Below are 13,306 nucleotides of genomic sequence, written 5' to 3'. Positions count from 1 at the left end.
GCGGTTTCCGCCGTGCGAAGGGAGAATTGCCAGATGCGATTGCTGATCGTCGGCACACTCGGCGGACATATTAGCGCAGCCGGTCAGATCGCCCTCAAGAAGGGCGCCAAGGTAAGCCACATCGACAATGTCGACGGGGCCATGCATGCCTTGCGCAGCGGCCAGGGCGCGGATCTCGTGATGATCGACGTCGCGCAGCCGGTGGCGAAGCTGTTGCGTGCCATGAATCAGGAGCGGATCAATACCCCCGTCGTCGCCTGCGGCCTGGAGAACGATTCCGACGCGGCCGTCGCCGCGATCAAGGCGGGCGCCAAGGAATATATCCCCCTGCCCCCGAACGCCGAACTGATCGCCGCCGTCCTGCAGGCGGTCACCGAGGAGCAGAGCTCGGTCATCTTCAAGGACCCGATCATGGGGGCGGTGCTCAAACTCGCGGACCAGATCGCGCCGTCGGATGCCAGCGTGCTGATCACCGGCGAGTCCGGTACCGGTAAGGAAGTGCTCGCGCGCTATCTGCACGAGAAGAGCAAGCGCTCCGACAAGCAGTTCGTTTCCGTGAACTGTGCCGCGATCCCTGACAATCTCCTTGAGTCCGAACTGTTCGGTCACGAAAAAGGTGCCTTCACCGGCGCCGTCGCGCGCCGCATCGGCAAGTTCGAGGAAGCCAACGGCGGTACCCTGCTGCTCGACGAAATCAGCGAGATGGACATCCGCCTACAGGCAAAGCTGCTGCGCGCGATCCAGGAGCGCGAGATCGACCGGGTCGGCGGCAACCAGCCGGTAAAGGTCGATATCCGCCTCCTCGCCACTTCGAACCGTGATCTCGAGCGGCATGTCCGCGATGGCAATTTCCGCGAGGATCTCTATTTCCGCCTCAATGTCTTCAACCTGCAGCTTCCGCCTCTGCGGCAGCGTCCGGCCGACATCAAGCTGCTCGCCGAGCATTTCGCGAAGAAATATGCCGAGGCGAACGGCATGCCCCCCCGTCCGATGAGCGAGGATGCGGTCAAGCGCCTGCAGGGCCATCACTGGCGCGGCAACGTGCGCGAACTCGAGAACACCATGCACCGTGCCATCCTGCTCGCCTCGGGCGACGAGATCGGCGCGGAGGCCATCATCCTGACCGGCGAACAGATGGCTCCCGCGGCCCCGGAAGCCCCGCCGCTGACCGCCGCACCGGCTCCGAGACCGGCGGAGACACCGGCGCCGGGCGCCTTCCAACCTGATTCTTTCGACGACGAACCAGAACCGGCTCCGGCCCCCGCGCAACCGTCCTCTGAGGCCGGTTCCGTGGCCGATCAGGGCGGCGATCTTGTCGGCCGCACGGTCGCCGACGTGGAGCGCCAGCTCATCATCGACACCCTGACGCACTGTCTCGGCAACAGGACCCATGCCGCCAATATTCTCGGTATTTCGATCCGGACCCTGCGCAACAAGCTGAAGGCCTATTCCGAAGAGGGCGTCAGCGTCCCGCCGCCGGGCGAGGCGGACCGGGCCACGGTCTGAACGGCGCCGGAGCGGACCCGACCATGAAACGCGCGATCATGAGAGCCTCTGAATGAGCGACGCCTCGGGCCAGTCACCGCGGCCGGACGGCGGCGGCTCCGGATCGGGCACCGCCCTTCCCTCCTTCAGCCTCGAGGGGCTGAAGGGGATGACGATGCGCGGGGACATCTATCTCGCGCTCGGGGTGATCGGAATTCTCTCGGTTCTGATCCTGCCCGTGCCGACAATGCTGCTCGACGTCCTGCTCGGGATCTCGATCGCGCTGTCGGTCATCATCCTGATGACCGTGCTCTTTATCGAGAAACCGCTCGATTTCAACGCCTTCCCGACGGTCCTGCTGATCGCGACGATGCTGCGTCTGGCGCTCAACCTGGCCTCGACACGGCTGATCCTGGCGGACGGTCATACCGGCACCGACGCGGCCGGCGAAGTGATCCAGGCCTTCGGCGCCTTCATGATGGGCGGCAACGCGGCCATCGGAATCATCGTCTTCTCGATCCTGGTGATCGTGAACTTCATCGTCATCACCAAAGGCTCCGGCCGTATCGCGGAAGTCGCGGCGCGGTTCAGCCTCGATGCGATGCCCGGCAAACAGATGGCGATCGACGCCGACCTGTCCTCCGGTTTGATAAATGAGGACCAGGCGCGCAACCGGCGCGAGGAGCTGAGCGCCGAAAGCACCTTTTTCGGCGCCATGGACGGTGCCTCCAAGTTCGTGCGCGGCGACGCGGTCGCCGGCCTCCTGATCACCGTGATCAACGTTATCGGCGGCATGGTGATCGGCATCGCCCAACAGGGCGTCAGCTTCGCCGACGCCTTCTCCACCTACACGCTGTTGACCGTCGGCGACGGTCTCGTCAGCCAGATCCCGGCGCTGATCGTCTCCACGGCCGCGGGTATGCTGGTCACCAAGGGCGGCACGACGGGAACCACCGAGAAAGCCGTGTTCGGCCAGCTCGGCGGATATCCGAAAGCGCTCGCACTCTGCGCCGTGCTGCTTGCGATCCTCTCTCTGCTCCCCGGCTTTCCGACTCTGATCTTCCTGATGCTCGCCGCGGCCGTCGGCGGCCTCGCCTACATGATCCACAACCAGAACGAAAAGGTCGCCGCGGCGGAGGTACAGCGCGAGGCCGACGAAGCCGCCGCGCCGCCGCCGGAAGAACCGATCTCCTCTGCCCTGCATATCGACCTCGTCCGTCTGGAGCTCGGCTACGGCCTGCTGCCGCTGGTGAACGAGACTGTCGAAGGCCAGCGCCTGACCGATCAAATCCGCGCTCTCCGGCGCCAGCTCGCGGTCGAGAGCGGCTTCATCATGCCTCAGGTCCGTATCCAGGATAATCTGCAACTCCCGGCAAACACCTATGTCATACGAGTGAAGGAGATCGAGGTCGGACGCGGCGATATCCGACCGAACCGTCTGCTGGTCATGGATCCGGCCGGCAATCCGATCGATCTCGCAGGTACCGAGACACGGGAGCCGACCTTCGGCCTTCCCGCCATGTGGGTCGGGCCGGAACAACGCGAGGAAGCCCTCTTCAAGGGCTATACCGTGGTCGATCCCTCGACCGTGGTGACAACCCACCTGACCGAGCTGATCCGGGACAATATGCGCGAGCTGCTGTCCTACACGGAAACCCAGAAACTGCTCGACGAGCTGCCGGATCAGTACCAGAAGCTGGTCACCGACGTGGTGCCGTCGAACATCTCGATCGGCGGCCTGCAGCGCATCCTGCAAAATCTCCTCGGCGAGCGCGTCTCGATCCGCGATCTGCCGACCATTCTGGAAGGAATCTCGGAGGCCGCGACCTTCACCCGCAATATCACGCTGATGACCGAGCATGTGCGCACCCGCCTCGCCCGCCAGATCAGCGAGCAGAACACGGCGGACGACGGTGTCATCCACCTCGTCACCCTGTCGCCGGACTGGGAGCAGACCTTCGCGAACTCCATCATCGGCCAGGGCGAGGACCAGCAGCTTTCGATGCCTCCGAGCAAACTACAGGAATTCATCACCGCGCTCCGCAAAACCCTGGACCAACTGGCGGAGGTTGGTGAATTCCCCGCTGTTCTGACCTCGCCGGGCATCCGGCCGTACGTTCGTTCGATCGTCGAGCGGTTCCGCTCGCAGACTGTGGTAATGTCTCAGAACGAAATTCACCCCAAGGCACGGATCAAGACGCTTGGCCAAGTTTAGTTTACGTCTAGGGCGCCTCGAAAACGCGCTTCGCCGGTGAGGGACCCATGCGCCTGAAGACTTTTTCCGCCGATACGATGAATGACGCCATGGCGCTGGTGAAGCAGCATTTCGGCGAGGAGGCGATCATCGTCTCGACCCAGGCAGGCGAGAACGGGAAAGGCGTCCGCATCACCGCAGCCATCGATCAGGTCGAAGACGATTACGACTTCGAGGAGGAGTCCTACGAGGACGAGCTCTACCACGATCCGATCGAGATCATCACAGACGCCCTGCTGAACAATGGCGTTCCGCCGCAGCTCTCCGACGACCTGATCGCGGCCGCGGAGGAGATGGCGCTGGAGGACCCGGTGCTGGCCCTTGCCGGCGCCATCGACCGCTATTTCACCTTCGCGCCCATGCCGATCGGTAACGCCGAAAAACCGATCGTCCTGGTTGGCATGCCCGGCGCCGGCAAGACCGTCACCATCGCCAAGCTGGCAACCCAGATCGTGATGCGCAAGCAGCCTGTCCGCGTCATCACGACGGACACGGTGCGCGCCGGTGGTTTCGCGCAGCTGGAAGCCTTCACAAAGATCCTCAAGCTCAAGCTGATCAGCGCCGGCACGCCCGAGGAACTGCGCGCTGCCGTTGCCGGTGCGGAAGGACGCGGACATATTCTGATCGATTGCCCCGGCGGCAATCCATTCGACGATACCGATGTGGCCCGCCAGGCGCGCCTGATCAAGGCGGTCAATGCCGACGTGGTCCTGGTCATGGCCGGCGGGGCGGATCCGATGGAAGCCGCGGAGATCGCCCGGATCTACCGTGAACTCGGCGCCCGGCGCCTGCTCCTGACCCGGCTCGACATGACCCGGCGCTTCGGCTCCTATCTCAGCGCCGCTGCGGTGGCCGATCTGCAGCTTACCGAGGTCGGCGTCGGGCCGAGTGTCGCCGACGGGCTCCGGCCGATGAACCCGGTCACACTGGCCCGATTGTTGCTTCCACATTCCGTGGTGCAGAACTTCGACGACGAGGAGCCGGAAGTGCGAGGCGCTTATGGCTGAGACCGTTAACAGGGAACCGGACGAAGGGTTTGTCCTATGATGTCGCCTGCCGATAAACCGCGTCAGACTGCCGCCAGCGGGGCGGCCCTCAAGGGGCCGAAGATCCTCGCCGTTGCTTCGGGCAAAGGCGGCGTGGGCAAGACCTGGTTCTCCGTCACCCTCGCCCACGGCCTCAGCCGCATGGGTAAGAAGGTGCTTCTGTTCGATGCCGATCTCGGGCTCGCGAACGTCGATATCCAGCTCGGGCTGATGCCGCAGCGCGACCTCGGCGGCGTGATCGGCGGGCGCCTTTCGCTCGCCCAGGCCAAGATCCACTATGAGGACGGCAATTTTGACATTATCGCCGGGCGTTCCGGTTCCGGCAGTCTCGCAACCCTGCCGGCGAACCGGCTGCAGTCCCTCGGCAACGAGCTCGTGCAGCTCTCGGACAGCTACGACCGGGTCGTCATGGACCTCGGCGCGGGCCTCGACCGTACGGTACGAATCCTGGCCTCGCGGGCCGGCCAGATCGTGGTCGTCACCACGGCGGAGCCGACGTCCCTGACCGACGCCTACGCCTTCGTCAAGGTCGCGCACCAGAACGATCCGAACTGCGACATCTCGATCGTCGTGAACAGCGCGGACTCCGTAAATGACGGCCGCAAGACCTACGAAACCCTGCGCAAGGCGACAATGAACTTCCTGAAGTTCGAACCGGCCCTGCTCGGCATCATCCGCCGAGACCGCAAGGTGATTGAGTCGATCCGGAACCAGAGCCCGATCCTGAGCCGTTTCCCGTCGACCATGGCTTCGACCGACATGGAGGCCATCGTCGACAAGCTGCTGTAGCAGCGAAGAGAGCAGATTGAGCACCGTCCAGCCTACCGCCCCGACACCGCAGACAAGCGCCCCCGGACAAACTCCGGCGGCGCAGGTCGAAGGGCGGGTCACGGGCGGGGCGAGCGCCCTTCAGGCCGGCACCGGAACCGCGGCCCAGCCATCCGCACAATCCACGCCAGCTCCACAACAGCCATCGGCCGCACCGCAACCGCAGTCCGGCGGAGGGCAACCTCCGGCTCAGCAAGCACCCGCGCAGACGCCGGCCGCTCAATCTCCGGCTCCTCAACCGCCGGCGCCTCAGACACCGCCTCCGCAAAGTGCCGCGCCATCCCAGAGCGGAACACCTGCACCGCCCGCCCCGTCTGCACAGGCTCCGGCACCGGCCCCTGCATCGCCGCCGCCACAGAGCCAACCAGCGCCCGCGCAGGCAGCAGCGCGCGCTGTGCCACAAGAAGCGACCGTCACCCGGATCCTGACCGACGGGACCGTATCGGTGCGCACCGCTGCCGGCGAGGCGACCATCCAGATCAATCCGCGGCAGATTCCCGCATTTCTGCGTGCAGGAGTCGTGGTGGCCCTGACCGCCCGGCAGACCGAGAACGGGCTCCAGGCCCTGCTCCAGCCACGCTCGGCACTCCCGACGGACGCCGCCGGAGGCACATCCGCAGCCCGCTCCACGGCCGCAACCCCGGCGACGGCGCAAGCCCAGAGCACGGCGCCCAAAGCCCTGCCGCCGCTGAGCGACGGACAGATAACGCGCGCGATCGTCCTGCGAACGGCCTCCCTGCCGCAAGGCGTTGCCAGCGGCCCCCTGCCCTCGGCCGGGGGCGGCATCAGCCCTCAACAGGCGGCACAGGCCGCAGCACGTTATCTGATTGCCTCCAGTCCGCAACTCAGACCCTCGGTCACGATCCCCGCAGCGGCGGCGCAATCTTCGGTCCAGAGCACGCCGACAGCCGTCCAAGCCCAACCGGCCGGAACGGTTGCCGGCGGCGCCGCGCCACAGGCACCGGCAACCGCTACTGCGCAAGGAACTCCGCCGGCGGCCGGTGCAACACCGCCGGCTCAGGGTCCCACTCCGCAGGCGACCCCGGCGACGGCTTCCGCTCAGGCACCTACGGTTTCCGGACCACAAGCGGCAGCAAACACGGGAGCTGCGCCCGCTTCGTCGCCGCCAACCGGCGCAGCGAGCCAGGCACCGCAGACCGGCACTTCAACAACGACAGGGCAATCCCCGTCCATCGTCCAGCCGACTGCTACGCCCACCGGATCCGGCCAGCCGGCGCCTCCCCCAACCGCTCCGTCGCCCCCGCCCGCTCCGGCGGCGACAACGCCCCCGGCCGCTACTCCAGCCGCGGCAACACCCACATCCGCCGCACAGCCGTCGCCAGCCGCCTCAGCCCCCCTTTCGGGGAGCGGCACGGGAACCGGTCCGACGCCCGCGGCGCAGCCAGCTTCCTCGCCCGCCGCCTCCCCCAACTCCACAGTCGGACAGACTGCTCCCGCGGCAGCGCCACGTCCCGGCGCTGCACTGCCGCCGGGGACCGATTTTCCGGTCCGGGTGCTTTCTGTCGGCCAGCCGGCAAGCAACGCGCTCGGCGCTCAGCCCGGTTCGGGAGGAACGGTGATTTCCGGCACCATCGTCGCCACAGGCGGGAACGGCCAAGCGATCGTGAATTCCTCGGTCGGCTTGCTCGACATTGCCGCGCGCGCCGAAAGCAGCCAGCTGCAGTCGGAAATCCGCATGGAAATGCTGTCCCGTGCCGCTGCCGAAAGCGCCGGGCGGAGCGGCACCGCGCAGCAGACGCCGCTCTCGGTCCTGTCCCGCGAATGGCCCGCACTTGAAGAGAGCCTGCGGGCGCTTGAAATCGCAGCACCCCAAGGGGCAGCGCAACTTGCCGCAACCATCGCCCGGCCGGGGCCCCAGCTGACCGCATCGATGCTGTTCTTCCTCGCCGCGGTCCGCGGCGGATCACTCGGCAGCTGGATCGGCAGGGATGCCAACCAAGGCCTTGAGAGCATCAACAGCCGACTCCTGTCCGCACTCGGCGGCGATTTCCAGTCGCTGAACCGGGCCAGCGAAGGCGGGCCGGAGAGCAGCGGATGGCGCGCCTTCTTCATGCCGATGCAGAACAACGATATGCTGGAGCAACTGCGGCTCTTCATCCTTCCGGCTCCGTTCCAGCCGAGGGACGACAGGAAGAAGCGCGATGGCGAGGAAAGCGAGGAAAGCGCACAGGACAGTGAAACCCGATTCATCGTCGACCTTGCTCTGAGCGGCCTCGGACCGTTCCAGATCGACGGCTCGGTTGCGAAGAAGTCGCTCTCCCTCCTGATCCGGACCAGACACGCACTGCCGTCGCAGATGCGGGCGGACATCATCGATATCTTCGAGACGACGGCTGCCCGGACGGGGATGGAGGGTGCGGTCAGCTTCAAGGTGCAGAAGGAGTTCCCCCCGCTTCCGCTCGCCGAACTGATGCCGGACGGACGGCAGGGGCCGGACGTCTATGCGTAGACGGCTGGAGCGCTCCCGAAGCGCTACCTTTCGCGCCGCTTCATGATGTTGAGCGCAATCTCGTCGAGTTCCATCTGCTCAAGCCGGGCGACCCGCTCCGCTTCCCGGGCGGCATGCTGTTCCTCGGCCGCTTCGGCCTTGCGGAGTTCCTGGTAGGCGTCGAGGACCTCCTCGTTGGCGGCATCGATCTCCGTGCGCTTCGCCGCGATACGTCCGGCAAGGGCTTGTTCGCGCTGCTTGAAATGCACCATGTAGCCTTCAAGTGTCCGGCGCGCTTCCAGAGAAGCGCCGGCGGCCTGCTTTTCCCTCTCGAACTCTCGCTCCATAGCCTCGGATTCCGCAAGGAGCGCAGCTTCCTCCGCAAGCAGAGCGCCCATCGCGCGGCGCTTTTCGTCAAGTTCCCAGGTTCTGAGGCGGACGAGTTGTTCGAACTGGCTCACGGCTCATCCTAATCGTCTTCGTCTTCCGGTACGGGAGACGCGTCGCCGATCATCGAGAGGATCGCATCGAGCTGATCGTATCCGGCCTCGAGCGTCGCAGCCTCGTTCTTGTCTTGCGAGAGAAATCGCTCGAGGGAGTCATGATAGAGGATTGCCTCGTCAACTTCCGGGTCGCTGCCTCGGCGATAGGCGCCGAGCCGAATCATGTCCGCCATGTTCTCGTAGGTCGCCATGAGGGACCGAGCACGCCGCACCAGCGCGTTTTCCTCGGCCGTGTTGCAGTCCGGCATGGTCCGCGACACGCTTCGGAGCACGTTGATGGCGGGATAGCGCCCGCGGTCCGCGATCCCGCGATCCAGCACGATATGTCCGTCGATGATCCCGCGCACGGCGTCGGAGATCGGCTCGTTGTGATCGTCGCCCTCGACCAGCACAGTGAAAAGGCCGGTGATCGTCCCCTCGCCCGTACCCGGACCCGCCCGTTCCAACAGTTTCGGCAGCTCGGCGAAAACGGTTGGCGTATAGCCCTTCGAAGCGGGCGGTTCACCCGTCGCAAGGCCAATCTCGCGCTGCGCCATAGCGAAACGGGTCACGCTGTCCATCATGCACATGACGGTCTTGCCCTCGTCGCGGAAATATTCCGCGACCGCAAGGGTCAGGTGCGCCGCCTGTCGCCGCATAAGAGGCGATTCGTCCGAGGTCGCGACCACCACGACGCTGCGGGCAAGGCCTTCCTCGCCGAGGTAATCCTGGATGAATTCCTGCACCTCGCGCCCGCGCTCGCCGATCAGCCCGATCACGTTCACCTCGCTCTGGGTGAAGCGGGCGATCATCGACATCAGCATCGACTTGCCGACCCCGGAACCGGCGAAGATGCCCATACGCTGGCCCTTGCAGACCGAGATGAAGGTGTTGATCGCGCGAACCCCGAGATCGAGCTTCTCCCCGACCCGCTGACGGGCATGGGCCGGCGGCGGAGGCGTCTTCACCGGGCAGCCTTTCGGACCGTCACCGAGCGGGCCCTTGCCGTCCACCGGCTCGCCCATGGCATTCACGACCCTGCCGAGCCAGCCCTCGTGCGGAAAGATCACGGGGGCAGCATCGGAGATTTCCGCGCGGCTGCCGATGCCGATGCCGTCCAACGACCCGAACGGCATCGCAAGGGCGCGACCGTCCTTGAAGCCGACGATCTCGCAGCTCACCCGCGTCCCGCTCCGCGCCTGGAGATGCAGACGGTCCCCGATCGAAAGTGCGCGGTCGACGCCGCCGACCTCGACCATCATTCCCAGAACGGCAGTCACCCGGCCGTAGAGCCGGAACTCGGCAATCTTGTCGATTTCGGATGCGAGATTTCCGAGGGCAGTCGCCACTTGACGCTCTCCAGCAGAGAAAAAAGGCCTTTCCGCAGGCCGTTCGCCATCTAGTTAATAAAGTCTATCATCAACCTGGCCTTCTGGCACGTTTTCGACGGGCGGAGCCATAGGTTAACCGTTTGTTTATCTAACGGCGTTAACGTTTATAATGAGCAAAAATTAGGGAGGGTCCCATGCGAGTACTCCTGGTAGAAGACGATACCGCGACCGCGCAAAGCATCGAACTGATGCTGAAGTCCGAAGGTTTTGTCGTCGACGTTACCGAGCACGGAGAGGACGGTCTGGAAATCGGCCGCCTGTACGATTACGACATCATCCTGCTCGACCTGATGCTGCCGGACCTCGACGGGTATGAGGTCCTCCGCCGTCTGCGCAGCTCGAAGGTCGAGACGCCGATCCTGATTCTCTCCGGCCTGTCCGAAATGGACAACAAGATCAAAGGCCTCGGATTCGGTGCCGACGATTATCTCACCAAGCCGTTCGACCGGCGCGAGCTGATCGCCCGGATGCAGGCGATCATCCGCCGTTCTAAAGGCCACTCCGACTCGGTCATCGAGACCGGGCCGATTTCGGTCAATCTCACGACCCGGAGCGCCGAGGTCGACGGCAAGCCGGTCCACCTCACCGGCAAGGAATTCGCGATCCTCGAACTGCTCTCCCTGCGCAAGGGCACGACGCTGACCAAGGAGATGTTCCTGAACCATCTCTATGGCGGCATCGACGAACCCGAACTGAAGATCATCGACGTGTTCGTCTGCAAGCTGCGGAAAAAGCTCTCGAAGGCGACCGGCGGTGCCAACTACATCGAAACGGTGTGGGGCCGCGGCTATGTGTTGCGCGATCCGGAAGCCGAGACCGCGTCGCAGAGCAAGAAGGTCAAGGAGCCGGCCGAATAACCGCGCTCTTTCCGACCGATCAATGAAAAGGGGCTGGCCCGATCGGAGCCAGCCCCTTTTTTCATGTCCCGAACAGCCCAGCGGCTGCGGCGTCAGATCGCGGCCTTCTGACCTCCGGCGCCGGTCGGCATATACATGCCCCTCTGCCCCTTCACCGGCTGGAACTTGTCCGTGATGCTGATCACGGTTTCCGCCCCGCCAAGATAGAGATACCCGTCAGGCGCCATTTGCCGGGAGATCCCGTCAAGCACCTGACGCTTGGTGTTCTGATCGAAATAGATCAGCACGTTGCGGCAGAACACGACGTCGAAATTGCCGAGGGCGCGCGGATCCTGCAACAGATTGAACTCGCGGAAGGTCACCATCCGGCGGATCTTCTCGTTCAGCTGCCAGCGATCCCCGTCCTGCTGGAAATACTTCACCAGCAGCTGGACCGGCAGACCGCGCTGCACTTCGAACTGGGAATAGATGCCGGAGCGGGCACGCGCGATCATCTCGCTGGAAATGTCCGTGGCGATGATCTCGATGCGCCAGCCGGCGAGCTTGGCAGACAATTCGTCTAGGATCATGGACAGCGAATACGGCTCCTGCCCCGATGAGCAGGCCGCGCTCCAGATCCGGATCTGCTTCTTCGCCGCCCGCGTCTCAAGCAGCTTGGGCAGCACGACGGTCTTGAACTGTTCGAAGGGAGTCCGATCGCGGAAAAACAGGGACTCGTTCGTGGTCATCGCGTCGGTGATGGAATTGACCAGCCGCTCGTCCCGCCGGGAACGAAGCGTCGACACGATCTGTTCGATGGAACTCAGTCCGTGGCTACGTGCAACCGGCTGCAGCCGCGTTTCAAGCAGATACCCCTTGTCGGGAGTGAGAACGAGACCCGACTGTTTGTACAGCAGACTGGACAGGAATTCGAAATCTGAGCTGTTCATACCAGCCTACCCCCTCGCCAACCGCTGGACGCTGGCGCCGATATCCGTAACCGGGAGAACTTCGCAGCACAATCCCGCTTGCGCAACCGCTCCCGGCATGCCCCAGACCACACTCGTCATCTCGTCCTGGGCAATCACGTCGCCGCCGGCCTCGACAACTGCGCGGCACCCCTCGCGACCGTCATGCCCCATCCCGGTCAATATCACCGCAAGCACGCGGCCATAGGCCTTGATCAGGCTGCGCATCATCGGATCCACTGCCGGACGGCAGAAATTCTCCGGCGGCTCCTGATTGAGCGCGATCACCTTTTCGGTGCCTTCCGTTTTCACGGTCATGTGATAACCGCCCGGTGCCAGATAGATTCGCCCCGGCGCCACCACATCGCCCGTTTTTGCTTCCGAACAGACCCAGCCCGAGGATTTCGTGATGTGCTCCGCCAGGATCGTCGTAAAGGTCGGCGGCATATGCTGCGTGACCAGGATCGGCTGGCGGATCGTTTTCGGAATATCGGCCAGCACCTTGAAGAGGGCCTGCGGGCCGCCGGTCGAGCTGCCGATGCCGATCACCTCCGGCTTCCGGCCGCTCGGCTTTCTGAGCGCGAACTGCGCGGATGTCGCCGGAGCCGGCCGCGTTGCGCCGGGGCGGGCCGTGGCCGACCGTGCCGTCGCGTCCGCCTTCCCGGGCACGGCGGTACGTGCGGTAGCATCCGACGGCTGGGCCGCGCCCACCTTGCGGCGGCGCTGCGCACCGAAAGCCTTCACCTTGCTCAGAAGATCGCTCGGGAAGTCGGCCGCGCCCGTCATTTCGGAGGTCGAGCTCGGTTTGGTCAAATAGTCGCGGGCGCCAAGCGACAATGCCTTCAGGGAGATTTCCGCGTTACGTGCCGTCAGGGTCGATGCCATGACGATCTGCACTTTCGGGTCGACCTTCAGAAGTTCCGGAAGCGCGGTGATGCCGTCCATACGCGGCATCTCGATGTCGAGCACGATGATCTCGACGTCATTGTTCTTGAGAGTATCGATAGCGCGCTGCCCGTCACCGACCGATGCGACGATCTTGACGTCCGGATCGGCCTCGAGAAATCGGGTAAAGAGCCCGCGGATCACCGCGGAATCATCCACGAGCATGACTCGGTACGGGTCATTCGACCGCGGTTTTGACGCCGCGGACGTAATAGGTCCGCGCATCTACAACAACCCGATCTGAGAAAACTTGGTTTCAATGATCTCGCTGTCGAACGGTTTCATGATGTACTCGTTCGCACCGGCGGCCAGCGCTTCCTGGATGTGGGCCATGTCGTTTTCCGTAGTGCAGAAGACCACCAGCGGCCGGTCACCTTCCGGAAGTTTTCGGAGTTCGCGCAGAAAATCGATCCCGCTCATCACCGGCATGTTCCAGTCAAGCAGTACGGCATCGGGAAGTTCGGCTTTGCAGACGTCCAGCGCAATCTGTCCATCTTCGGCTTCGGAAGTCTCGAACTTCAGCTCTTCGAGGATCTTCCGGGCCACCATACGAACGACCTTGGAGTCATCCACGATCAGACAGGTCTTCATCTAATAGCTCCGCGAATCGTCACGCGTAGAT

At 64.3% G+C, this 13,306-nt stretch carries 12 protein-coding genes; 6 read left to right on the top strand and 6 right to left on the bottom strand.

The features are described from left to right. Positions 1-33 precede the first annotated feature (33 nt). From IG122_RS01950 to IG122_RS01935, 4 genes are read left to right on the top strand one after another with little or no spacing between them, the layout of a single operon-like run. Positions 34-1,506 (top strand): sigma-54 interaction domain-containing protein, encoded by a 1,473-nt coding sequence (locus IG122_RS01950; protein ID WP_193179921.1) that lies wholly within the window; start codon positions 34-36, stop codon positions 1,504-1,506. A gap of 52 nt (positions 1,507-1,558) precedes the next feature. Further along, positions 1,559-3,700 (top strand): flagellar biosynthesis protein FlhA, encoded by a 2,142-nt coding sequence (flhA, locus tag IG122_RS01945; RefSeq protein WP_193179919.1) that lies wholly within the window; start codon positions 1,559-1,561, stop codon positions 3,698-3,700. Positions 3,701-3,747: 47 nt separating this feature from the next. Further along, positions 3,748-4,746, top strand: coding sequence for a flagellar biosynthesis protein FlhF (locus IG122_RS01940; protein ID WP_193179917.1), 999 nt, complete (start codon positions 3,748-3,750; stop codon positions 4,744-4,746). A gap of 39 nt (positions 4,747-4,785) precedes the next feature. Further along, positions 4,786-5,574 carry a MinD/ParA family protein gene (locus IG122_RS01935; RefSeq protein ID WP_226893262.1) on the top strand — a complete coding sequence of 263 codons (789 nt, stop codon included), beginning with the start codon at positions 4,786-4,788 and terminating at the stop codon, positions 5,572-5,574. Positions 5,575-5,862: 288 nt separating this feature from the next. Here IG122_RS01935 and IG122_RS01930 read toward each other — a convergent pair whose 3' ends face one another. Continuing rightward, positions 5,863-6,399, bottom strand: a complete 537-nt coding sequence (locus IG122_RS01930) for a hypothetical protein (RefSeq protein ID WP_193179913.1) — start codon at positions 6,397-6,399, stop codon at positions 5,863-5,865. A 790-nt stretch (positions 6,400-7,189) separates the two neighbouring features. Between IG122_RS01930 and IG122_RS01925 the strand changes: the two genes are divergently transcribed. Further along, positions 7,190-8,083: a hypothetical protein gene (locus tag IG122_RS01925; RefSeq protein ID WP_193179911.1), complete on the top strand. Its 894-nt coding sequence runs from the start codon at positions 7,190-7,192 to the stop codon at positions 8,081-8,083. A gap of 23 nt (positions 8,084-8,106) precedes the next feature. Here the strand turns inward: IG122_RS01925 and IG122_RS01920 are convergent, their stop codons facing one another. Further along, the gene (locus IG122_RS01920; RefSeq protein WP_193179910.1) at positions 8,107-8,523 is read right to left on the bottom strand and encodes a hypothetical protein; all 417 of its coding nucleotides are present in this window, start codon (positions 8,521-8,523) and stop codon (positions 8,107-8,109) included. A gap of 8 nt (positions 8,524-8,531) precedes the next feature. Further along, a complete protein-coding gene (gene fliI / locus IG122_RS01915) occupies positions 8,532-9,893 on the bottom strand; it encodes a flagellar protein export ATPase FliI (RefSeq protein ID WP_193179908.1) in 1,362 nt (453 codons plus the stop codon). 176 nt (positions 9,894-10,069) lie between these two features. Here fliI and ctrA point away from each other — a divergent pair, with 176 nt between their 5' ends. Further along, positions 10,070-10,792 carry a response regulator transcription factor CtrA gene (gene ctrA / locus IG122_RS01910; RefSeq protein ID WP_193179906.1) on the top strand — a complete coding sequence of 241 codons (723 nt, stop codon included), beginning with the start codon at positions 10,070-10,072 and terminating at the stop codon, positions 10,790-10,792. Positions 10,793-10,884: 92 nt separating this feature from the next. On the opposite strand, the gene IG122_RS01905 is transcribed toward ctrA, so the two are convergent. The 3 genes from IG122_RS01905 to IG122_RS01895 are packed head-to-tail and all read right to left on the bottom strand — an operon-like array spanning position 10,885 to position 13,275. Continuing rightward, on the bottom strand, positions 10,885-11,721 hold the full coding sequence (locus tag IG122_RS01905) for a CheR family methyltransferase (RefSeq protein WP_193179904.1): 837 nt from the start codon (positions 11,719-11,721) through the stop codon (positions 10,885-10,887). A 6-nt stretch (positions 11,722-11,727) separates the two neighbouring features. Continuing rightward, positions 11,728-12,909, bottom strand: coding sequence for a protein-glutamate methylesterase/protein-glutamine glutaminase (locus IG122_RS01900; RefSeq protein ID WP_226893261.1), 1,182 nt, complete (start codon positions 12,907-12,909; stop codon positions 11,728-11,730). After that, positions 12,910-13,275, bottom strand: a complete 366-nt coding sequence (locus IG122_RS01895; protein WP_193179900.1) for a response regulator — start codon at positions 13,273-13,275, stop codon at positions 12,910-12,912. Between the last annotated feature and the right edge of the window lie 31 nt (positions 13,276-13,306).

It is taken from the genome of Nisaea sediminum, from assembly GCF_014904705.1.
Taxonomy (GTDB): Bacteria; Pseudomonadota; Alphaproteobacteria; order Thalassobaculales; family Thalassobaculaceae; genus Nisaea; species Nisaea sediminum.
Note: the sequence above shows the minus strand (reverse complement) of the source record. Positions and strands in the feature narration are given on the sequence as shown.

Coding starts and splice junctions, on each gene's coding strand:
- IG122_RS01930 (WP_193179913.1), bottom strand. CDS start 6,399: ATGCCGCCCCCGGCCGAGGGCAGGGGGCCGCTGGCAACGCCTTGCGGC.
- IG122_RS01935 (WP_226893262.1), top strand. CDS start 4,786: ATGTCGCCTGCCGATAAACCGCGTCAGACTGCCGCCAGCGGGGCGGCC.
- IG122_RS01905 (WP_193179904.1), bottom strand. CDS start 11,721: ATGAACAGCTCAGATTTCGAATTCCTGTCCAGTCTGCTGTACAAACAG.
- flhA (WP_193179919.1), top strand. CDS start 1,559: ATGAGCGACGCCTCGGGCCAGTCACCGCGGCCGGACGGCGGCGGCTCC.
- IG122_RS01950 (WP_193179921.1), top strand. CDS start 34: ATGCGATTGCTGATCGTCGGCACACTCGGCGGACATATTAGCGCAGCC.
- ctrA (WP_193179906.1), top strand. CDS start 10,070: ATGCGAGTACTCCTGGTAGAAGACGATACCGCGACCGCGCAAAGCATC.
- IG122_RS01900 (WP_226893261.1), bottom strand. CDS start 12,909: ATGCGCGGACCTATTACGTCCGCGGCGTCAAAACCGCGGTCGAATGAC.
- IG122_RS01895 (WP_193179900.1), bottom strand. CDS start 13,275: ATGAAGACCTGTCTGATCGTGGATGACTCCAAGGTCGTTCGTATGGTG.
- IG122_RS01940 (WP_193179917.1), top strand. CDS start 3,748: ATGCGCCTGAAGACTTTTTCCGCCGATACGATGAATGACGCCATGGCG.